Here is a 19,844-nt window from a genome sequence, read left to right as displayed (position 1 = left end):
AAGGCAGACTCGCTCGACCTCGGGGGAGGACCCTGGAGGATGAGACAAGCCATAGGGTGGGAAAACAGCGGTGCAGCGGCGACGGTTCTTGGGTCTGACAACGGCGGGCGTCGCGGCGGTGACGACGGCACCCGGGCTCACGGCCTGTGGCAGCGGCAGCTCCGGCTCGGACGGTGACACCACGTTGAAGGTGATCGCGGCCGACTACGGCGACAGCACCGCCAACAGCTCCCAGAAGTACTGGAACAAGCTGGCCCGGGCCTTCGAGGCCAAGAACGGCGGGATCAAGGTCGAGGTCAAGGTCTACAGCTGGACCGAAGTGGACCGGCGCGTCGCCGACATGGTCAAGAGCGGTCAGGCCCCGGACATCGCGCAGATCGGCGCATACGCCGACTATGCCGCGCAGGGCAAGCTCTACCGCGCCGACGAGATGCTCGCCATCCCCACCCAGGCCGGTTTCATCACCTCGATCGCCCAGGCGGGCGAGGTGCGGCGGGTGCAGTACGGGGTGCCGTTCGTGGCCAGCGCCCGGCTGCTCTTCTACAACAAGAAGCTCTTCGACCAGGCCGGTATATCCTCCGCCCCCACCAGCTGGGACGAGCTCAAGGAGGCGGCCGCCCGGCTCAAGGCCAGTGGGGTGAAGATCCCGTACGCGCTGCCGCTCGGCCCCGAGGAGTGCCAGGCCGAGACCATGATGTGGATGCTCAGCGGCGGTGGCGGCTACACCGACGCCAACGGCAGCTACACCATCGACTCCGCCCAGAACATCGAGACCTTCGAATGGCTGCGGGACGAACTGGTCGGCGCGGACCTCACCGGCCCCGGCTCCCCGGCCCGCACCAACCGGCAGGACGCCTTCGACGCCTTCACCCGGGGCGATGTCGGCATGCTCAACGGCCACCCGACCCTGATGCAGCAGGCGTCCGGCCACGGCATCAGCTACGGCACCGCGCCCCTGCCCGGCCGCAGGGGCAAGTCCCCGTCGACGATGGGCGTCGCCGACTGGCTGATGGCCTTCAAGCGGAACGGCCACCGCACGCAGATCGGGAAGTTCCTCGACTTCGTCTACACCGAGAAGAACGTGCTGGACTTCGTCACCGAGTACGACCTGCTGCCGGTGACCACCGCCGTCGAGCAGACGATGCTCGGCGACCGTGAGTACAAGCCGCTGTGGCGGTTCCTCGACGAGCTGGAGAGCGCCGAGTTCTACCCGGCCGACAAGACCTCCTGGGCGGAGGTCAGCAAGCTGATCAAGCAGAAGATCGGCTCGACCGTGGCCAAGGGCGGCGACCCGACGAGCGTGCTGGGCCAGATCCAGCGCGAGGCCGACGCCATGGAGAATGCGGGGGCATGACAGACGCCATGGAGAATGCGGGGGCATGACAGTGGACACGCCCGGCCCCGGCCCCGGCCCTGCCGAAGACCCCGCCGACCAGGAGCGGGATGAGGGCCCGGAGGCTGGGCTGTCCGACCGCGACCAGGCCGTGCTCGCCGTGGAGCGCCGCGGCTGGCCGGGCCCGGGCGCCAAGGAGCGGGCGATACGGGAGCGGCTGGGCATCTCCCCGACCCGCTACTACCAGCTGCTGAACGCGCTGTTGGACGACGCCAGGGCCCTGGAGCACGACCCGGTGACCGTCAACCGGCTGCGGCGGGTCAGGGACGAGCGCCGCGAACGGCGCTGAGGAGGGACCTCCGCGGGCTGGTCACCGGTGGGACGCCGGGGCCGGTCACCGGGTGGGACGACGGGGCCGTTCACCGATGGGACGCCGGGGCTGGTCACCGGGTGGGACGCCCGAGCCGTTCGCCGGTGGGACGCCCGAGCCGTTCACCGATGGGACGCCCGGGGGAAGCCCGTGGTGCCGCCGGGCCCGGTAGGGTCACCGCCATGGGCAGCGCTAGGGGCAGTCACCCCCTCCCCGTACCTACCACCGCCGCCGGCCGCGAGGGCCTCGCCGCCCTCCTCGAACGGCCCGGCCGTGCCGTTGTCGGACTCGACTTCGACGGCACCCTCGCCGAGATCGTCCCCGACCCCGACCAGGCCCGCGCCCACCCCGGCGCCGTCCCCGCGCTCTCCCGGCTGGCCCCGCGGCTGCGCTCCGTCGCGGTGATCACCGGCCGTCCGGCCGAGGTCGCCGTCCGGTACGGCGGCTTCGCCGGGGCCGAGGGGCTGGACGGGCTCGTCGTCCTCGGTCTCTACGGCGCCGAGCGCTGGGACGCGGCGAGCGGCGCCGTCCAGGCACCCGAACCACACCCCGGCGTCGCCGCCGTCCAGGCCGAACTCCCCGCCGTCCTCGAGGAGTACGGCGCCGCGCAGGGCACCTGGATCGAGGACAAGGGCCGCGCCGTCGCCGTCCACACCCGCCGTGCCGAGGACCCGCAGGCCACGTTCGAAGCGCTGCGCGCGCCGCTGCACGCCCTGGCCGAGCGCCACGGGCTGATCGTCGAGCCCGGCCGGCTGGTGCTTGAGCTGCGGCCGCCGGGCATGGACAAGGGCGTCGCGCTCACGGAGTACGCCCGGCGCACGGGCGCGGAAGCCGTGCTCTACGCGGGCGACGACCTGGGCGACCTGGCCGCGTTCGGGGCGGTGGAGCGGCTGCGCGAGGAGGGGGTGCCGGGGGTGCTGGTGTGCAGCGGCAGTACGGAGGTGACCGAACTCGCCCAGCGGGCCGATCTGGTGGTCGACGGCCCGGCGGGGGTGGTGGAGCTGCTGTCGTCCCTGGCCGACGCGGTCAGCGGCGCCAACGCCTCGTAGAGCCCTACAGCGCCCGCAGTTGCGCCAGGAACCACGCCTGGGGCGGCAGCGCGGTCGCGGCGGCGGCGAGTCGCTTCGTACGGTCCGCGCGCTCGCCGTCGCTCATGCGCAGCGCCGCGTCCAGCGCCCGGGCCGTGGCCTCCACGTCGTACGGGTTCACCACCAGCGCGTCGTCGCCCAGCTCGGCGTATGCGCCCGCCTCCCGCGACAGCACCAGCGCGCATCCCCGCTCGGAGACCACCGGGACCTCCTTGGCCACCAGGTTCATCCCGTCCCGGATGGGGTTGACCAGCGCCACGTCCGCCAGTCGGTAGGCCGCGAGCGACCGTGCGAAGTCGTCCTTCACATGCAGGGCGACCGGGGTCCAGCCCTCCGTGCCGTACTCGGCGTTGATCTCCTCCGCGATCCGCCGCACCCGCTCGGTGTAGTCGCGGTAGACCGCGAGGTCCTGGCGGGAGGGGTAGGCGAAGGCCACGTGCACCACGCGCTCGCGCCACTCGGGGTGGGTCTCCAGCAGCCGCCGGTAGGCCAGCAGCCCACGCACGATGTTCTTGGACAGCTCGGTGCGGTCCACCCGGACGATCGACTTCCGGCCCGGTCCGATCTGCGCCCGCAGACTGGTCAGCCGTTCGTCCACATCCGCCTGCCGCGACCGCTGCCGCAGGAAGTCCGCGTCCGCACCGAGGCCGTGGACGCCCAGCCGGGTCTCCCGCCCCTCGAAGCGCACGGCCGTCGCCGCGCCGTCGCCATTACCGTCGCCGTCGCCGTCGCCGTCCCGGACGATCTCCGCGCCCAGCACGGCCGCGCAGCAGTCGGCGAAGGCACCGGCCCAGCGCTCGGTGAGGAACGCGGCGCGGTCGCCGCCGAGGATGCCGCGCAGCACACCCGCCGCCACCTCGTCCGGCAGCAGCCGGTAGTAGTCCGGCGGGGCCCAGGGGGTGTGCGAGAAGTGACCGATCCGCAGATCGGGGCGGCGCTCGCGGAGCATCGCGGGCACCAGCGCCAGGTGGTAGTCCTGCACCAGGACGGCGGCCTCGTCCACCGCCTCCTCGGCGAGCGCGTCCGCGAAGGCCGCGTTATATGCCTCGTAGGCCGCCCACTGGTCGGCGAACTCCGCGTCGAAGACCGGCTCGACCGGGGTCTGGTAGAGCAGATGGTGGATGAACCACAGCACCGAATTGGCGATGCCGTTGTACGCGGCGGCGAAGACATCCGGTGCGATGTCGAGCATCCGCACCTGCTGGCCGCCGGTGTCACCGGGGTTCAGATGGCTGTCCCCGGCGCGCCGGGCCGCCGCGCGGTCACCCTCCCCGAGCGCCGCGCACACCCACACCGCGTTCGCGTCGGGGCCGATGGCGCTGAGGCCGGAGACCAGCCCGCCACCGCCGCGCCGGGCGGTGAGCGAGCCGTCCTCGCCCAGGGTGTACGAGACCGGACCGCGGTTGGACGCGACCAGGATCGGAGCGGTGCGCGGAACTGCCATGTCGCGAGCCTAGCCAGCCGAGACCCCGCGCAAACGTACGTACGGTTTCTTGCCCCGTAGGCGGTATGGGGCGGCCTGTTCCCGCCCGTGGGGGCTGTCGCGTGATACCCCGGGGGCGATCACGCCGCGCGCCGCTCCGCGTACTCCGGTATCTCGATCATCGGCGGCCGCTCCTCGGTGTCCACGTCCGTGGTGCGCGGCTCGAAGCCGGTCTCGCCCCGGTCGAACTGGGTCAGCCGCGGCCGCACCAAATGGCCCCGGGCCAGCCGCAGCTGCGCGGTGCGGTAGATCGCGGCCGCCATCCGGCCGAGCGCCAGCCCGTCCTGGTGGCGGTGTTTGCGCACCCCGATGTCCACCTGGCCGAGCGCGTCGAGACCCACCGTGTGCAGCGCGTCGACCAGCAGCCCCAGCTCGACCCCGTAGCCGACCGGGAAGGGCAGCCGCTCCAGCAGCGTGCGGCGCGCCGCGTACTCACCGCCCAGCGGCTGGACGAATCCGGCCAGCTGGGGCCAGTGCAGATTCAGCAGCGGGCGGGCGACCAGCTCGGTGACCCGGCCGCCCTGGCCCGCCACGTCGCCCAGCGGGCGGTCGTACATGCCCTTCACCAGCTGCAGCGCGGGGTCGGCCAGCAGCGGACCGACGATCCCCGAGACAAAGCGCGGATCGAATTCCCGCAGGTCGGCGTCGACGAAGCAGATGATGTCGCCGCGCGTGGCCAGCAGGGACCGCCACAGCACCTCGCCCTTGCCCGGCAGCGCGGGCAGCCGGGGCAGCAGCGAGTCGCGGGGGACGACGGTGGCGCCCGCCGCCGCGGCGACCTCGGCGGTGCGGTCCGTCGAGCCGGAGTCCAGCACCACCAGCTCGTCCACCAGCGGCGCCGCCTCGCTCATCAGCTCCCGGCGGATCGTCGCGGCGATCTCGCCGACCGTGGCCTCCTCGTTCAGGGCGGGCAGGACGACGCTCAGGGTCGTCGCCGTGGCCCGCTTCGCGTCCAGCAGGCGGTCCAGCGGCCGGTCGTCGGCCGACCAGGAGCGGTGCTTCAGCCAGCGCTCCACCTCTTCCAGCACCTGTGTCTCTCCCTGCCGTGGTCGCCTGTGATTCATCTCGCGCTTCGGACGGCTAGCTCAACCATCCGGGCCTTCGGTTACAGTCTTGAACAACGCACGAGACCGTCGTATGTCGGGGTCGACCTCGGTGTTTACCGAGGAAGCCCGTGATGATGCCGTGCTGACAAACGCCCGGGTCCGCCCGGCGCCATACCGCTCATCCAGAGGGGCAGAGGGAACGGCCCGTTGAAGCCCCGGCAACCCTCCAGCTGATCTCGCATTCCGCAGCGAGGCTCCCAGCTCGGGAAGGTGCCAATTCCGTCTCGTGACGAAATGCGTCGCGAGGAAGATGAGGAGAAAGGGCCTCGCCATCCATGGCTGTGCAGTCAGTAGAAAGCTCAACCGCGTCCCCCGCCTCCGACGCCTCCGGTGCCTTCGGTCCCGCCATCGCATTGTCCTGCCGGGAGTGCGGTGAGCGGTTCGAGCTGGGCCCGATCTTCGCGTGTGAGGTCTGTTTCGGGCCGCTGGAGGTCGCGTACGAGCTGCCGGCCGGCGACCCGGAGGAGCTGCGCCGGCGGATCGAGGCCGGTCCGAACAGCATCTGGCGCTATGCCCCGCTGCTGCCCGTCCCCGCGGACGTGGCGGACCTGCCCAGCCTGCACCCGGGTTTCACCCAGCTGGTCAAGGCCGACAACCTCGCCCGTGAGCTGGGCGTCACCGGTGAGCTGCACATCAAGGACGACTCCGGCAACCCCACCCACTCCTTCAAGGACCGGGTCGTCGCCATCGCCGTCCAGGCCGCCCGCACCTTCGGCTTCACCACGCTCTCCTGCTCCTCCACCGGCAACCTCGCCGGCGCGGTCGGCGCCGCGGCCGCCCGGGCGGGCTTCCGCTCCTGCGTCTTCATCCCGCACGACCTGGAGGCCGGCAAGGTCGTCATGGCCGCGGTCTACGGCGGTGAGCTGGTCGGCATCGAGGGCACCTACGACGACGTCAACCGCTTCTGCAGCGAGCTGATCGGCGACCCGGTCGGCGAGGGCTGGGGCTTCGTCAACGTCAATCTGCGGCCGTACTACGGCGAGGGCTCCAAGACCCTGGCGTACGAGATCTGCGAGCAGCTCGGCTGGCGGCTGCCCGACCAGATCGTCATCCCGATCGCCTCCGGCTCCCAGCTCACCAAGATCGACAAGGGACTGAAGGAGCTGATCGCGATCGGTCTGGTCGAGGACAAGCCCTACAAGATCTTCGGCGCCCAGGCCGAGGGCTGCTCCCCGGTCTCCGCCGCCTTCAAGGCCGGCCATGACGTCGTCCGGCCGCAGAAGCCGCAGACCATCGCCAAGTCGCTGGCCATCGGCAACCCCGCGGACGGCCCGTACGTCCTCGACATCGCCCGCCGTACGGGCGGCGCGGTGGAGGACGTGAACGACGAGCAGATCGTCGACGCGATCAAGCTGCTCGCCCGCACCGAGGGGATCTTCGCGGAGACCGCGGGCGGGGTGACCGTCGGCGTGACCAAGAAGCTGATCGAGGACGGTCTGCTCGACCCGTCCCTGACGACCGTCGTGCTCAACACCGGCGACGGCCTCAAGACCCTCGACGCGGTGGCCCCCACCACGGGTCCCTCCGCCATCATCCGCCCCACCCTTGAGTCGTTCCGAGAGGCTGGTCTCGCATGAGCGTCAACGTCCGAATCCCGACCATCCTGCGCACGTACACCGCCGGTCAGGCCGAGGTCCCCGCCGAGGGCGCGACCCTCGCCGAGGTCCTGGCGGATCTGGAGAAGAACCACCAGGGCATCGCGGCCCGCGTCCTGGACGACACCGGCAAGCTCCGCCGCTTCGTCAACGTCTACGTCAACGACGACGACGTCCGCTTCGCCGACGGCCTGGCCACGGCGACCCCGGACGGTGCCGGGATCTCGATCATCCCGGCGGTCGCGGGCGGCTGCTGACCCCGCGTCCACCCTCCTCACCTTTGGCATCGCCCCGTCCGGGGACAACCGGACGGGGCGATTCCGTGTGTGGAATCGCGATACAGTTGCCCGGATTCCCCGATGGCCCCCGGGCCGGAACCACATATGAGAACTCGTCAAGTTGTGCGTAAAGTGTGAGCGCGAATTGCCGGGTTGGTTCCCTATGTCCCGCCCGGCTTGCCCGAACTTCACATAAATCCTCACTTTTAACCGTTCGGCCGTGCCCAGAATTCTCGTCCGATTGACCTGTTGCAGAGGGCGTTGGGACGGATACATTCAGCGGCGGTCGACGCGTTCCGGCGCACACCCCCCACATCCGGGGGGTGAGGTCTGACCCGGGTCCGCGGAGTGCGGTCCTGCGCAAGGGCCAGCAATAGGGGAGTTAGGAATGGCTCAGGGCACCGTCAAGTGGTTCAACGCGGAGAAGGGGTACGGCTTCATCGCGGTCGACGGTGGTGCGGACGTGTTCGTCCACTACAGCGCGATCCAGATGGACGGGTACCGCACCCTCGAGGAAGGCCAGCGGGTCGAGTTCGAGATCTCGCAGGGTCAGAAGGGCCCGCAGGCCGACATGGTCCGCGTGGCCGTAGGCTGACGCGCCGACGCGACGCAGCTGAACAGTACAGTCCGAAGGGTCCGTGTCCCGGCCAGGGTACGGACCCTTCGGCGTGTCCGCGCTGATCGTTACGGGGGTTTGTGCGTGGGGGGGGGGCGATGGCCTTCGGCCACTTGCGCCCACCCGTCACCCGGCCGCCACCCCCCAACGATGGCCTTCGGCCGCTTGCGCCCACCCGTCACCCGGCCGCCACCCCCCAGCGATGGCCTTCGGCCGCTTGCGCCCACCCGTCACCCGGCCGCCACCCCCCAGCGATGGCCTTCGGCCGCTTGCGCCCACCCGTCACCCGGCCGCCACCCCCCAGCGATGGCCTTCGGCCGCTTGCGCCCACCCGTCGCCCGGCCGCCACCCCCCAACGATGGCCTTCGGCCGCTTGCGCCCACCCGTCACCCGGCCGCCACCCCCCAGCGATGGCCTTCGGCCGCTTGCACTCTCTAGGCCCGAGTGCTAATCATTGGCGTTAGCACTCTGACGTTGAGAGTGACAGAAGGACCGGGTCGGTGAGGCCCGCCAGGCCATGCGGGGCAAGGAACCGTATGGCAGGCAGGCCGTCCGTCGCGGGCGCCAGCGCGGTCCGGAGCAATCCACCCCGTCTTGGGAGGACCACTTCACATGGCCAAGATCATCGCGTTCGACGAGGAGGCGCGGCGCGGCCTCGAGCGCGGGATGAACCAGCTCGCCGACGCCGTCAAGGTCACCCTCGGCCCCAAGGGCCGCAACGTCGTCCTCGAGAAGAAGTGGGGCGCCCCCACGATCACCAACGATGGTGTTTCCATCGCCAAGGAGATCGAGCTCGAGGACGCGTACGAGAAGATCGGCGCCGAGCTGGTCAAGGAGGTCGCGAAGAAGACGGACGACGTCGCCGGTGACGGCACGACGACCGCGACCGTCCTCGCCCAGGCGCTGGTCAAGGAGGGCCTGCGCAACGTCGCCGCCGGTGCCAACCCGATGGCGCTCAAGCGGGGTATCGAGAAGGCCGTCGAGGCCGTCTCCGCCCAGCTCCTCGAGCAGGCCAAGGACGTGGAGACCAAGGAGCAGATCGCCTCCACCGCCTCCATCTCCGCCGCCGACACCCAGATCGGTGAGCTCATCGCCGAGGCGATGGACAAGGTCGGCAAGGAAGGTGTCATCACCGTCGAGGAGTCGCAGACCTTCGGGCTCGAGCTCGAGCTCACCGAGGGCATGCGCTTCGACAAGGGCTACATCTCCCCGTACTTCGCGACGGACATGGAGCGTATGGAGTCGTCGCTCGACGACCCGTACATCCTGATCGTCAACTCCAAGATCAGCAGCGTGAAGGACCTCCTCCCGCTGCTCGAGAAGGTCATGCAGTCGGGCAAGCCGCTGCTGATCATCGCCGAGGACGTCGAGGGCGAGGCCCTGGCCACCCTGGTCGTCAACAAGATCCGTGGCACCTTCAAGTCCGTGGCCGTCAAGGCCCCGGGCTTCGGTGACCGCCGTAAGGCCATGCTCGGTGACATCGCCATCCTCACCGGTGGCACCGTCATCTCCGAGGAGGTCGGCCTCAAGCTCGAGAACGCCGGTCTCGACCTGCTCGGCCGCGCCCGCAAGGTCACCGTCACCAAGGACGAGACCACCATCGTGGACGGCGCCGGCGACACCGACCAGGTGCAGGGCCGCGTCAACCAGATCCGCGCCGAGATCGAGTCCTCGGACTCGGACTACGACCGCGAGAAGCTGCAGGAGCGCCTGGCGAAGCTGGCCGGCGGCGTGGCCGTCATCAAGGCCGGTGCCGCCACCGAGGTCGAGCTCAAGGAGCGCAAGCACCGCATCGAGGACGCGGTGCGCAACGCCAAGGCGGCCGTCGAGGAGGGCATCGTCGCCGGTGGTGGCGTGGCCCTGCTGCAGACCGTCTCGGTCTTCGAGAAGCTGGAGCTCGAGGGCGACGAGGCCACCGGTGCCCAGGCCGTGCGCCTGGCCCTGGAGGCCCCGCTGAAGCAGATCGCGGTCAACGCCGGTCTCGAGGGCGGCGTCGTGGTCGAGAAGGTGCGCAACCTGACCCCGGGCCACGGCCTCAACGCCGCGACCGGTGAGTACGTCGACCTGATCGCCGAGGGCATCATCGACCCGGCCAAGGTCACGCGCTCCGCGCTGCAGAACGCCGCGTCGATCGCCGCGCTGTTCCTCACCACCGAGGCCGTCATCGCCGACAAGCCGGAGAAGGCCGCCCCGGCGGGCGCTCCGGGCGGCATGCCGGGCGGTGACATGGACTTCTGATCGACTCGGCGCGTTCGTTCGCCGGTCGGTCGTACCGTCCAGGACGTCGGGGCGGCACCCTTTCCCAGGGGTGCCGCCCCGACGGCGTTTTGGGGGCCGGGCGGATCCGGGGGCCGGCTGGGGTCCGGCGTATCCGGGGGCTTACGCGGGAAGTCCCGGAAGGGTCAGCCGACCCAGGCCGGAATCCCTGGGCTTCAGGCCAGGGAGCACGTCAACGCTTGGCCGCATCGAGGGCGGCGCGCAGATGGCCGTGTGCCTCGGCGAGCAGCTTCTCGGCGGTCGGGGCGTCCACCTCGCCCAGGATGGTGAGGATCGCGTTCTTCACCTCGCCGTCCGTGGCCGCCAGCGCGCTTTCGATCCGCTGGTCGGAGGCGCCGGTCGCCAGGAAGACGATCCTCCGCGAGCGGGCGCGCAGCTTGTCGTTGGAGGCGCGCACATCGACCATCAGATTTCCGAAGGTCTTGCCCAGCCGGATCATGGTGATGGTTGAGATCATGTTGAGCACCAGCTTCTGGGCCGTGCCCGCCTTCAGCCGGGTCGAGCCGGTGAGCAGCTCCGGCCCCACCACGATCTCGATGCCGTGGTCGGCCGCGGCGGCGAGCGCCGAGTCGGCGTTGCAGGACAGCCCGACGGTGAGCGCGCCGAGCCGTCGGCCGTGTTCGACCGCGCCCACGGCGTACGGGGTGCGGCCGGAGGCCGAGACGCCGACCACCGTGTCGTCGGGGCCGACCCCGAGCAGGTCGAGGTCCCGGGCGGCCAGCTCCGGGCTGTCCTCCGCGCCCTCGATCGAGGTCACCACGGCGTCCGGGCCGCCCGCGATCACCCCGACGACCTGCTCGGGCCGGGTGTTGAAGGTGGGTGGGCACTCGCTCGCGTCGAGCACCCCGAGCCGTCCGGCGGTGCCCGCGCCCGTATAGAGGAGACGGCCGCCACGGGACATCCGCGCGGCGATGGCGTCGATGGCGGCGGCGATGCGGGGGAGCTGGAGGGCGACGGCGGCGGGCACGCCGGCGTCCTCCGCGTTCATGATCCGGGCGATCTCGAGGGTGTCGAGCCGGTCGATCTCGGCGAGTTCGGGGCGGAACGCCTCGGTGGTCAGGGTGTCGAGCTGGGCGCGGAGCCGTGCGGAGCCCTGGTCGGCCGCGGAGTCGGCGGGGTCGGCTGCGAAGTCGGCGGAAGTCATGGTGAAGCGGCTCTTTCCGGTACGTCAGGGTGGGGGGTGACGGTGACGGGTGGCGGTCACCGGGCGAAGCGCTGATCCGTGACCGGCTCAGCGATGCCCGGGGCGCGGGTCGTGGCGGTGTGCGAGGGCCTCGTACGACGCGGAGAGGGCGGGCGCGGCCGATTCGTACGTCCGCTGGGCGACCCCTATGAACAGGCAGTCCACCACCAGGAGCTGGCTGGTGCGGCTGGACATGGCCGCCGGGCGCAGCTCGCTCTCCCGCGCGGTGGAGGTGGTGAGCACCAGGTCCGCGTACTGCGCGACCTCGCCGTCCGGCCGTCCGGTGATCGCGACGGTGGTGGCGCCGCGCTCGAAGGCCACCCGCAGCGGCTCGATGACGTCCGTCGTACGCCCGGAGTGGGTGATCGCGATGGCGACGTCGCCGGAGCGGAGCTGGACCGCGTTGGTGACGGCGAGGTGCGGATCGGCGTGCGCGTGGGCTATCAGCCCGATGCGCAGCAGCTTCTGGACCAGGTCCTGGCCGACGAGGCTGGACGCCCCCACCCCGTATACATCGATCCGGCGCGCCGTGGCCAGCGCCGAGACAGCCGCCTCGACCTGGCTGGTGTCCAGGACGGCGGCGGTGTCGGCCAGACACTGCTGCTCCTCCCGCGCCAGCTTGGTGACCACATCGGCGATCGGATCGTCGACCGCGATGTCCGCGGTGACGGCCGGGGCCCGCCCGGCGGCCTGGTGTGCGGCGAGCGCGGCGAGCGCGATGCGCAGATCGCGATATCCGGGGTAGCCGAGGAGTCGGGAGGTGCGGACGACGGTGGCCTCGCTGGTGCCGGTCCGCTCGGCGAGCCCGGTGACGGTGAGCGCCGCGCATCCGGCCGGATCCCCCGCCACGGCCTCGGCCACGCGCTGCATGGAGCGGGTCATGGAGGGTCCTAACGTGCGGACCTTCGCGGCGAGGGCGGCCGGAGCGGGCGGGGTGGGAGCGGATTGCGGAGGTGACATGAAAGTTTCCTTCAGGTCGGTGCTCATCCGCGAAAAACTATTTCCGGCCACAGGGCCCGTCAACCCTCCGCGCGGCGGGGCGGCGGTGCGGCGGTGCGGCGGTGCGGCGGTGCGGCGGTGCGGCGGTGCGGCGGTGCGGCGGGGCGAGAAGACCGAGGATGAGGCAAACAGGCGCCAGGAGGAAGCAAAGGCGACAATGGGACCCATGAAGCTCGAACACGCACTGCACGCGGCCCGCGCCCTCGTCCTGGCCGACCTCGCGGCGGGCGAGGTCGCCCGGGCCGATATCGTCTCGCTGGTCGAAGACGCGATCGCGCACCGTCGGTGGTGGGTCGAGCAGTGGCCGGAAGGTATCGCGTACGTGGCAGGTCTGGTCGCCCAGGACGTCCAGGACGCCCTGTTGGAACGGTACGGCCGATGGCCGCTGTGCCCCGTCTGCACTCAGGGCGGCGACCTCCACGCCCTCGATGTGGAGCCCGAGTTGGGCCCCAACCCGCACTGGGTCTGCGGCAAGACGGCGGTCGCGGTGGCGCCCGTGGGTTCGCTGGGCACCACCCTCTGATGGCCGTACTGATCGACCCGCCCTCGTGGCCGGGCCACGGCCGCCTGTGGTCCCACCTGGTCAGTGATGTCTCCTACGCCGAACTCCACGCCTTCGCCGCCCGCATCGGTGCCCCGCGCCGAGGCTTCGACCGTGACCACTACGACCTGCCGAGCGAGCTGTACGCGACGGCGGTGGGGGCGGGCGCGGAGGAGGTCGGCAGCAAGGAACTCCTCCGCCGCCTGAAGGCCGCGGGCCTCCGCCGCCCCAAACGAGCCGCGAACGCGGACTGACCGGTGCGGGCGGTATGGCCGCGCCCCGCGCGCGAGGCGGGGCGGGGCGGGGCCGCTCAGTGGGTTGTGCGCGACGGGTCGGGGGCCGCTTCCGCATCCGCCAGGTCGTACGCCGCCGACGTGGCGATGACGCGCGAGCCACCAGCCGCCCGGTGCAGGCGCATCGCGGCGACCGTCGTCACCACGCCCGTACCGGCGAGCGCCGCGCCCGTCCAGGCGACCGCCGGGTAGCCCCAGCCCAGGTCGATGACGAGGCCGCCGAGCCAGGGGCCCACCGTGTTGCCGATGTTGAAGGCCGAGGTGTTCGTCGCGCCCGCGAGCGTGGGCGCGGCGTTCGCGAGGTTGAACATCCGGGCGTTGAGCGCGGGCGCGGTGAAGAAGGCGGTGAAGCCGAGCAGCAGCGCCAAGGTCACGGCCGCGACCGCGCTGTGCGCGGTCAGTGCCAACGCGCTCAGCACGACCGTCGAGGCGGTGATGCCCCCGAGCATCGTGCCGAACAGATGCGCGTCCGCGATCCGCCCGCCGAGCACCGTGCCCAGCAGCGCGCCGACCCCGAACAGCGCGAGCACGGTCGGCACCCAGCTCTCGTCCAGCCCCGCCACATCCGTCAGCAGCGGCCCGAGGTAGGAGAACAGGCAGAAGACCGCGCCACCGCTCAGCGCGGTGGCGGCCAGCGCCAGCCACACCTGCCGGTCGCGGTAGATGCGCAACTCGGCCCGCAGCCGCGGCCGGTCGTCCCCGGTCGGCACCTGCGTACGCGGTACGAGCGCGACGACCCCGACCAGCCCGAGCGCCGACAGCCCCGCCACCGCCCAGAAGGCGGCGCGCCACCCCGCGTGCTGCCCGAGCAGCGCCCCCGCGGGGACCCCCGCGATGTTCGCGATGCTCAGTCCGCCGACCATCACCGCCATCGCCTTCGCCCGCGCGTTCACCGGCACCAGCGAAACGGCCACCGCGGCGCCCACCGCCCAGAACCCGGCACACGCGAGCGCGCTGACGACCCGCGAGGCGAACAGCACCCCGTACGACGGCGCCAGCGCCCCCGCGATCTGCCCGAGCCCGAACACCGCCAGCAGCGCCATCAGCGTCGTCCGCCGCGGCAACCGCAACGTGGCCGCCGCCAGCACCGGCGCCCCGACCACCATCCCGATCGCGAAGGCCGATATCAGCAATCCGGCCGTGGGGATGGACACGCCCATGTCCCGCGCGACGGGTTGCAGCAGCCCGGACAGCATGAACTCGGAGGTACCGAGAGCGAAGACGGACAGCCCGAGGACGTAGACCGCCAGGGGCATGCGGGAGCGAGCGGAATCCGCTGGGGAGAACGAGGGCATGCGAGGCTCAACGCCATCGCATGACCTCGGCATTCCTGCGCGGAACAGTGAGGTGCTCGACTTTCGAACGTACCCGGTACTGCCGGTGCCGGATTGCGCGCTGGCCGGATCGACACACTGCCTGTTCCTGATGTGGTCATGCCATGCCATGTCACGCCATGTCTTGACGGCGGTGGTAATTCCTGGGTTCGTTGCGCGCGCCTGTCAGCCGTGGTTGGCTCGCCCGATGGAGCTTCTGCTGACGGCGAGTGGCCTGCGCAACGAGACGCTGCGGGATGCGCTGCGGGACATGCTGGGAAAGCCGTTTTGGGTCGGCGAACGTCGTGTACGTTCCCCGTGACGCGACGCGTGGTGGGGAGCGACGGACAGGGCAGTGCGGCGCCCAGGGGCGCGCTGATGCGGAGCTGCCGGGGTGAGCGGCTGCGTCAGGCGGCTCGGGCCGTCGACTTCTGAGCCGCGAACGGCACATGTTACGCACCGAGCAGCTCCAGCTCCGTGGCCATGTTGCGGCGCGCGGCCTCCTCCCAGCGGTCGTGCCCCTCCGGCGTACGGAAGAGGCGGGACAGGCCCAGCAGGTGGCGGAGGACATTCGCGCGGCCCTGGCGGAAGGCGTCGTCGGGGACGAAGCCGTACTCCTCGCGGACCGCCGCCGCGTAGGCGCCGTAGGCCGCCGGGGAGCCCGCCAGTACGGCGAGGTCGGCGTCGCAGAGGACCTCGCCGTTGGTGTCGCCCTCGGCGGGGTCGTGGTCGCGGGTGACGAGGACGAGGCGGACGGTTTCGGCCGTGCGGGGTGCCGGGACGGCCGCCTCGGTGAGGGCGCGTTCGGCGAGGCGGGCGCTGCGTTCCTCGTTGGTGGAGCGGTCGGGGAGGTAGACGGCGTCGTGGAACCAGGCGGCGAGCCGGATGGCGGCGGGGTCGGGGGCCTGGACGTGGGGGAGCAGCTCGTCCACCCGGTCCAGGACCGCGAGCAGGTGATCGGTGGTGTGGTAGCGGCGCTGGGGTTCGGCCCAGCGGGTCAGGAGGTCCTCGCCGTAGGGGAGGGAAGGTGGAGCGGTGGCTTCGCGGGCGCTGGTGAGGAGGTCTGTCCAGCGGGTGAGCAGGGCGTCATGGGCCGGATGGCGGGCGGGCGCGGGTGCGGACATGGGCCAATTGTGGGGTAGCGGTTCGCCCTCTTGCGCGATGTGGCAAGCTGTGGAGCATGTCTAGACCAATTCTCGAGGTGATCGCCCTGGACCCGGCGGACGCGATCGCCGCACAGGCCGGAGGGGCGGACCGCCTCGAACTGGTCACCGAGATGGCCGCTGACGGGCTCACCCCCTCCCGTGAGACCTTCGCCGCCGTCCGTTCGGCCGTGGACCTGCCGGTGCGGGTGATGCTCCGCGCTGCCGACGGCTTCGGTGCCGGGGATCCCGCCGCGTTCGACGCGCTGTGCGAGGCCGCTGCCGCGCTGCACTCGGAGGGCGCGGACGAGTTCGTCCTGGGCTTCCTGACCGATGACGGCGGGGTCGATCTGGCCGCCGTGACCGCGCTGGCCGAGGTCGTGCGGGCGGGCGGCGGGGTGGACGAGAGCCGCTGGACCTTCCACCGGGCCATCGACCGCGCCGCGGATCGTGACGGGCTGCGCAAGCGGCTCGCCGACATTCCCGGTCTCGATACGTATCTCACCGCCGGGTCCGCGCGAGGCGTCGACGACGGTCTGCCGGCCTTGGCCGAGGAGGCGGCGCGGACCGGTACACCGGGCTATGAGCCGCGGATCATGGCCGGTGGCGGGCTGCGCCTCGACCATCTGTCCGCCCTGCGCGCCGCCGGGATCGACGCCTTCCACATCGGCGGCGCGGCCCGTCCGGCGGGATGGGCCGGCCCTGTGGACGCGGCCGCGGTCGGCCGGTGGCGTACGGCCCTGGACGCGCCCGTTCCGGTCGCCTGAGGGCGGGCCGCGCGGCGCTGAGGCGATCTGTGCGGCGGCTGTGCCGACAAGCTCCTGTTGGGTACCGGGCCCGGAAACCGGCCCGGAAACCGGTGAGCGATACCGGGCGGCTTCTGCCCGGTATCGACCGTACGGTCATCCGCACGGCACACAACACCTCACAGGAGCTTGCCATGCACTTCGCCTCGATCCGCATCATCACCGAGGACGTCGCCCGGATCGTCGACTTCTACGAGCGGGCCACGGGCCTGACGGCGAAGCGGTATACGGACGACTTCGCCGAGTTCATGACAGCGAGCGGAACCCTCGCCCTCGCGAGCACCCGCACGGTGCGGGTGCTCGGTGAGCAGGCGCCCCGGCCCGCGGCGAACCAGAGCGTGATCGTGGAGTTCCGGGTCGCCGATGTCGACGGCGAGTACGAACGGCTCAAGGAGTTCGACGTCGAGATCGTGAACGAGCCCACCACGCAGCCCTGGGGCAACCGTTCGCTGCTGTTCAAGGACCCCGACGGCAATCTCGTCAACTTCTTCGCGCCCGTGACTCCGGACGCCCTCAAGCGATCCGAGCAGCAGGCCGCCGAAGCCGAGGCGTAACGGTCAGCTCAGCCGCTCCGGCAGCGCCGCCCCGTGGACCACCGTCAGCCCCGAGACCGCACGGGTCAGGGAGACATACAGGCGGCGCAGCCCGGTGCGTTCGTCCGGCTCGCCGTCGACCACCGCGGCCGGTTCGTCCAGCACCACGTAGTCGTACTCCAGACCCTTGGCCAGGGTCGCCGGGACGAGCGTGAGCCGGGCCTCGGCGCTGGTCTCCTCGCCGGGGGAGAGGTGGGTCAGACCCGCCGCGTCGAGGGCCTCGGCCAGGGCCGGGACGCGGGCGTCGGCCGCGATGAGGCCGACGGAACCCTCGTGGGTCAGCGCGTCCTGGCACGCGGCGATCACGGCCGCGTCCAGTTCCGCCGGGTCCACGGCCCGGACGGAGAAGTCGCCCGCCGCCTCGCGGATCGAGGTGGCCTCCGACAGGCCGGGGGCGATGGCGGGCAGCAGCCGTGAGGCGTACGCGATCACCTCGCGCGGCACCCGGAAACCCTGGGTCAGCTCCTCGATCGCCGCCCCGTCCTTGCCCAGATGGGTCAGGGCCTCCTCCCAACTGGCCGTCGCCCATGGGGTGGTGCCCTGGGCGATGTCGCCGAGCACGGTCGCCGAGCCGGTGCTGCAGCGGCGGCCGACCGCGCGGTACTGCATGGGCGACAGGTCCTGGGCCTCGTCGAGGACCACATGCCCGAGGGACGGGGTGCGCTCGATGAGATCGGCGGCCTCGTCGATCAGCACCAGGTCCGCCGGGGACCACTTCGCGGACTTCACACCGCGCCCCGGCTTCGCCCACAGGACGGTCTTCTGCTCGTCGGCGTCGAGGACGCCCTCCGCGTGCTCGGCCAGGAAGTCGGCGTCGGAGAGCAGCCGCAGCACCAGCTTGGCCGGGTCGACCGGCGGCCAGACCGCCTTGACCGTCGCCTTGACGGCCGCGTTGCGCGCGACCGTGTCCTGGACCCGGTCGTCGGGCGCCTCGCCCGCCTGCTCCATCCGGACCAGCACGGCGTGCGCGATGCGCTGCGGAAGCGCCTCGCGGGCCGCGCCGTAGCGGATGTCGCGGGTGAGCAACTCCTCGACCATCTCCTCCAGTTCATACGCGGGCACCCGCCAGCGGCGTGAACCGCGCACCACCACACAGGGTTCGGTGGGGGCGGTGACATACGAGCGCAGGGCGCGGCGCAGTACCTCGGCCAGCCGTGCGTCGCCCTTGATGCGCGCCGCGTCGGCGGAGTCGGTGCCCCGCACCTCCGCGCCCAGGGCCGGGCGGGTCACCAGGTCCTCGACAGTCGCCTGGGCCACCTGCAACTCGCCGAGGGCGGGCAGGACCTGCTCGATGTAGTGGAGGAAGGAGCGGTTCGGGCCGATGACGAGGGTGCCGGAGCGGGCCAGCCGCTCGCGGTGCGCGTACAGCAGGTACGCCACCCGGTGCAGCCCCACGGCCGTCTTACCGGTGCCCGGCGCCCCCTGGACGCAGATGGTGCCGCCGATCCCCTGGCGGACGATCTCGTCCTGCTCCGGCTGGATCGTCGCGACGATGTCCCGCATCGGGCCGACGCGCGGGCGCTCGATCTCGGACTGGAGCAGCTTGCTGGTCTGCGAGCCCCCGGCGGAGCCGGAAAATGTCCCCGTGGTGGGGTCGGAGAGCCGTTCGTCCTCGTACGCCGTCAACTCGCCGCCCGTGTAGCCGAAGCGGCGGCGCAGCGCGATGTCCATCGGCGCCGTCTTGGACGCCTGGTAGAAGGGCTGGGAGACGGGGGCACGCCAGTCGATGACCATGGGGTCGCCGTCCGCGTCGTGCACATGGCGGCGGCCGATATAGAAGCGCTCGCCCTCCGCGCCCTCCGCCGCCTCCGCGCCCGGTGCGTGCAGATAGTCGAGTCGGCCGAAGAAGAGCGGGGTGTCGGCGAGGTCGGCGAGGGCCTTGATGCGCTCGCTGACCTGGTGGTGCAGGGCTGCGGCGTTGACCCAGTTCGCGGCGACGTCCCGGAGGTCGAGGGCCTCGACGTCGGCGCGCATGGCGCGCAGCGCGGCGCGGGAGTCGGTCAGATGGGCGCGCTCCCGCGCGAGGGGGTCTGCCGCCTGGGGGGCCGGAAGAGGGTCTGCGTGGGGGTCTGAGAGGGGATCTGCGTGGTCAGGGGCGTGCGAGGGCACGGCGTAGCCTCCGGCGAGCGAGTACACAACGAGTGCACAGAGTGAGTACACAAAGCGGGTGCGCGGTCAGAGATGCCGGCCGGTTTCCGTCCGGACGGCGGCTCTCCCGTTCGGAACGCGGGAGGCGGCAAGACCGGCGATTGTAGCCAGGGCATGTCCGGGAGGCGAATGAATTATGGCGGGCCCGGGAGAGGGGGCCGGGCGGGCTCGCGGGCGGGTCCCGTGTGGGCCCGTCCGGTCTCAGCCGAGCCGCAGGGCGCGGAAGGTCACGCGCTGGTTGAACCACAGCAGCGTCACCGTCGTCGCGCCCATCAGGACCGCGACGGTCAGATGCCCGGCGACCGAGGTGACCGGGGCGCCGAGGGCGGCGAGGACGAGATGGAGGCCGACGCGGAGCGCGAGCAGCCCGAGGGCGATCTTCCGGGTGCGGGCGTTCTTGAGCATCGCGCGCATCAGCTTCACCCGGCGGCGCAGCACGGTCGCCCCGACGACGACGTTCACCAAGGTGATCGCGATGAGCACCATCCAGGCGTCGTCCCACGCCTTGGTCAGGTCGTACGCGGCAGCCATGACGCCCTCGAAGCCGAAGAACCACAGTGGCAGCGGCTTGATGTCGCTCAGGTCGATGTCGGTGGTCGCGGTCTTGCGTTCGCGGATGCCGATGCCCATGTCCCCGCCCCTTCGGCGTCGTGGTGCCGTGTCCTGCTGACACTCACGAT

At 71.6% G+C, this 19,844-nt stretch carries 19 protein-coding genes, 1 pseudogene and 1 riboswitch; of the genes and pseudogenes, 12 read left to right on the top strand and 8 right to left on the bottom strand.

All coding sequences use genetic code 11. The annotated features are described in order from the left end of the window. The first annotated feature begins 70 nt into the window (after nt 1–70). The 3 genes from AS97_RS21285 to otsB all read left to right on the top strand — a co-directional run bounded on the left by AS97_RS21285 (nt 71) and on the right by otsB (nt 2,752). Nucleotides 71–1,354 (top strand): extracellular solute-binding protein, encoded by a 1,284-nt coding sequence (locus AS97_RS21285; RefSeq protein ID WP_210565464.1) that lies wholly within the window; start codon nt 71–73, stop codon nt 1,352–1,354. A 25-nt stretch (nt 1,355–1,379) separates the two neighbouring features. Next, on the top strand, nt 1,380–1,682 hold the full coding sequence (locus tag AS97_RS21280) for a DUF3263 domain-containing protein (RefSeq protein ID WP_236669589.1): 303 nt from the start codon (nt 1,380–1,382) through the stop codon (nt 1,680–1,682). A gap of 203 nt (nt 1,683–1,885) precedes the next feature. Then, nucleotides 1,886–2,752, top strand: a complete 867-nt coding sequence (gene otsB / locus AS97_RS21275; protein WP_210565463.1) for a trehalose-phosphatase — start codon at nt 1,886–1,888, stop codon at nt 2,750–2,752. A gap of 4 nt (nt 2,753–2,756) precedes the next feature. On the opposite strand, the gene AS97_RS21270 is transcribed toward otsB, so the two are convergent. Both AS97_RS21270 and AS97_RS21265 read right to left on the bottom strand, forming a co-directional pair. After that, on the bottom strand, nt 2,757–4,235 hold the full coding sequence (locus AS97_RS21270) for a trehalose-6-phosphate synthase (protein WP_210565462.1): 1,479 nt from the start codon (nt 4,233–4,235) through the stop codon (nt 2,757–2,759). 119 nt (nt 4,236–4,354) lie between these two features. Beyond that, nucleotides 4,355–5,302, bottom strand: coding sequence for a glucosyl-3-phosphoglycerate synthase (locus AS97_RS21265; RefSeq protein ID WP_059142724.1), 948 nt, complete (start codon nt 5,300–5,302; stop codon nt 4,355–4,357). A gap of 193 nt (nt 5,303–5,495) precedes the next feature. Next, nucleotides 5,496–5,637: riboswitch (SAM riboswitch) on the top strand. 18 nt (nt 5,638–5,655) lie between these two features. On the opposite strand from AS97_RS21265, the gene thrC reads away from it, so the two are divergent. The 4 genes from thrC (at nt 5,656) to groL (ending at nt 10,107) form a co-directional block, all read left to right on the top strand. Beyond that, nucleotides 5,656–6,957: a threonine synthase gene (thrC, locus tag AS97_RS21260; protein WP_059142723.1), complete on the top strand. Its 1,302-nt coding sequence runs from the start codon at nt 5,656–5,658 to the stop codon at nt 6,955–6,957. Next, nucleotides 6,954–7,232 (top strand): MoaD/ThiS family protein, encoded by a 279-nt coding sequence (locus AS97_RS21255; RefSeq protein WP_059142722.1) that lies wholly within the window; start codon nt 6,954–6,956, stop codon nt 7,230–7,232. Before thrC ends, AS97_RS21255 begins: the two co-directional genes overlap by 4 nt. Before the next feature lie 409 nt (nt 7,233–7,641). Further along, the gene (locus AS97_RS21250) at nt 7,642–7,848 is read left to right on the top strand and encodes a cold-shock protein (RefSeq protein WP_009716982.1); all 207 of its coding nucleotides are present in this window, start codon (nt 7,642–7,644) and stop codon (nt 7,846–7,848) included. Nucleotides 7,849–8,481: 633 nt separating this feature from the next. Beyond that, nucleotides 8,482–10,107, top strand: a complete 1,626-nt coding sequence (gene groL, locus AS97_RS21245) for a chaperonin GroEL (RefSeq protein WP_059142721.1) — start codon at nt 8,482–8,484, stop codon at nt 10,105–10,107. Between the two features lie 211 nt (nt 10,108–10,318). Here the strand turns inward: groL and murQ are convergent, their stop codons facing one another. Further along, entirely contained in the window at nt 10,319–11,290 is a 972-nt protein-coding gene (gene murQ, locus AS97_RS21240; protein ID WP_210565461.1) for an N-acetylmuramic acid 6-phosphate etherase, read from the bottom strand. A gap of 87 nt (nt 11,291–11,377) precedes the next feature. Next, nucleotides 11,378–12,316 (bottom strand): MurR/RpiR family transcriptional regulator, encoded by a 939-nt coding sequence (locus AS97_RS21235; protein ID WP_086709991.1) that lies wholly within the window; start codon nt 12,314–12,316, stop codon nt 11,378–11,380. A gap of 178 nt (nt 12,317–12,494) precedes the next feature. Between AS97_RS21235 and AS97_RS21230 the strand changes: the two genes are divergently transcribed. Beyond that, entirely contained in the window at nt 12,495–12,851 is a 357-nt protein-coding gene (locus tag AS97_RS21230) for a hypothetical protein (protein ID WP_086711159.1), read from the top strand. Further along, on the top strand, nt 12,851–13,123 hold the full coding sequence (locus tag AS97_RS21225) for a DUF4031 domain-containing protein (protein ID WP_137966277.1): 273 nt from the start codon (nt 12,851–12,853) through the stop codon (nt 13,121–13,123). The genes AS97_RS21230 and AS97_RS21225 overlap by 1 nt, the downstream gene beginning before the upstream one ends. Before the next feature lie 56 nt (nt 13,124–13,179). Here AS97_RS21225 and AS97_RS21220 read toward each other — a convergent pair whose 3' ends face one another. Beyond that, entirely contained in the window at nt 13,180–14,418 is a 1,239-nt protein-coding gene (locus tag AS97_RS21220) for a Cmx/CmrA family chloramphenicol efflux MFS transporter (RefSeq protein ID WP_086711158.1), read from the bottom strand. A 265-nt stretch (nt 14,419–14,683) separates the two neighbouring features. On the opposite strand from AS97_RS21220, the pseudogene AS97_RS21215 reads away from it, so the two are divergent. Continuing rightward, a pseudogene (locus AS97_RS21215) lies at nt 14,684–14,792 on the top strand (peptidase E); the annotation flags it as partial. Nucleotides 14,793–14,927: 135 nt separating this feature from the next. Here AS97_RS21215 and AS97_RS21210 read toward each other — a convergent pair. Further along, nucleotides 14,928–15,599: a hypothetical protein gene (locus tag AS97_RS21210; RefSeq protein ID WP_210565460.1), complete on the bottom strand. Its 672-nt coding sequence runs from the start codon at nt 15,597–15,599 to the stop codon at nt 14,928–14,930. A 56-nt stretch (nt 15,600–15,655) separates the two neighbouring features. On the opposite strand from AS97_RS21210, the gene AS97_RS21205 reads away from it, so the two are divergent. Together AS97_RS21205 and AS97_RS21200 are read left to right on the top strand one after the other, a co-directional pair. After that, a complete protein-coding gene (locus AS97_RS21205; protein WP_086711157.1) occupies nt 15,656–16,384 on the top strand; it encodes a copper homeostasis protein CutC in 729 nt (242 codons plus the stop codon). A gap of 173 nt (nt 16,385–16,557) precedes the next feature. Then, nucleotides 16,558–16,977: a VOC family protein gene (locus AS97_RS21200; protein ID WP_059142790.1), complete on the top strand. Its 420-nt coding sequence runs from the start codon at nt 16,558–16,560 to the stop codon at nt 16,975–16,977. Between the two features lie 3 nt (nt 16,978–16,980). Here the strand turns inward: AS97_RS21200 and AS97_RS21195 are convergent, their stop codons facing one another. Then, entirely contained in the window at nt 16,981–18,990 is a 2,010-nt protein-coding gene (locus AS97_RS21195) for an AAA family ATPase (protein WP_236670341.1), read from the bottom strand. 375 nt (nt 18,991–19,365) lie between these two features. Continuing rightward, nucleotides 19,366–19,794, bottom strand: a complete 429-nt coding sequence (locus tag AS97_RS21190) for a hypothetical protein (RefSeq protein ID WP_210565459.1) — start codon at nt 19,792–19,794, stop codon at nt 19,366–19,368. Nucleotides 19,795–19,844: the final 50 nt, after the last annotated feature.

The organism is Streptomyces sp. AgN23, from assembly GCF_001598115.1.
In the GTDB taxonomy this organism is placed as follows: Bacteria; Actinomycetota; Actinomycetes; order Streptomycetales; family Streptomycetaceae; genus Streptomyces; species Streptomyces antimycoticus.
The sequence above is the reverse complement of the archived record's forward strand: the minus strand, read 5'-3'. Positions and strand labels throughout refer to the sequence as shown.

Coding starts and splice junctions, on each gene's coding strand:
- AS97_RS21280 (WP_236669589.1), top strand. CDS start 1,380: ATGACAGTGGACACGCCCGGCCCCGGCCCCGGCCCTGCCGAAGACCCC.
- otsB (WP_210565463.1), top strand. CDS start 1,886: ATGGGCAGCGCTAGGGGCAGTCACCCCCTCCCCGTACCTACCACCGCC.
- AS97_RS21270 (WP_210565462.1), bottom strand. CDS start 4,235: ATGGCAGTTCCGCGCACCGCTCCGATCCTGGTCGCGTCCAACCGCGGT.
- thrC (WP_059142723.1), top strand. CDS start 5,656: ATGGCTGTGCAGTCAGTAGAAAGCTCAACCGCGTCCCCCGCCTCCGAC.
- AS97_RS21255 (WP_059142722.1), top strand. CDS start 6,954: ATGAGCGTCAACGTCCGAATCCCGACCATCCTGCGCACGTACACCGCC.
- AS97_RS21250 (WP_009716982.1), top strand. CDS start 7,642: ATGGCTCAGGGCACCGTCAAGTGGTTCAACGCGGAGAAGGGGTACGGC.
- groL (WP_059142721.1), top strand. CDS start 8,482: ATGGCCAAGATCATCGCGTTCGACGAGGAGGCGCGGCGCGGCCTCGAG.
- murQ (WP_210565461.1), bottom strand. CDS start 11,290: ATGACTTCCGCCGACTTCGCAGCCGACCCCGCCGACTCCGCGGCCGAC.
- AS97_RS21235 (WP_086709991.1), bottom strand. CDS start 12,316: ATGAGCACCGACCTGAAGGAAACTTTCATGTCACCTCCGCAATCCGCT.
- AS97_RS21230 (WP_086711159.1), top strand. CDS start 12,495: ATGAAGCTCGAACACGCACTGCACGCGGCCCGCGCCCTCGTCCTGGCC.
- AS97_RS21225 (WP_137966277.1), top strand. CDS start 12,851: ATGGCCGTACTGATCGACCCGCCCTCGTGGCCGGGCCACGGCCGCCTG.
- AS97_RS21220 (WP_086711158.1), bottom strand. CDS start 14,418: ATGCCCCTGGCGGTCTACGTCCTCGGGCTGTCCGTCTTCGCTCTCGGT.
- AS97_RS21210 (WP_210565460.1), bottom strand. CDS start 15,599: ATGTCCGCACCCGCGCCCGCCCGCCATCCGGCCCATGACGCCCTGCTC.
- AS97_RS21205 (WP_086711157.1), top strand. CDS start 15,656: ATGTCTAGACCAATTCTCGAGGTGATCGCCCTGGACCCGGCGGACGCG.
- AS97_RS21200 (WP_059142790.1), top strand. CDS start 16,558: ATGCACTTCGCCTCGATCCGCATCATCACCGAGGACGTCGCCCGGATC.
- AS97_RS21195 (WP_236670341.1), bottom strand. CDS start 18,990: ATGCGCGCCGACGTCGAGGCCCTCGACCTCCGGGACGTCGCCGCGAAC.
- AS97_RS21190 (WP_210565459.1), bottom strand. CDS start 19,794: ATGGGCATCGGCATCCGCGAACGCAAGACCGCGACCACCGACATCGAC.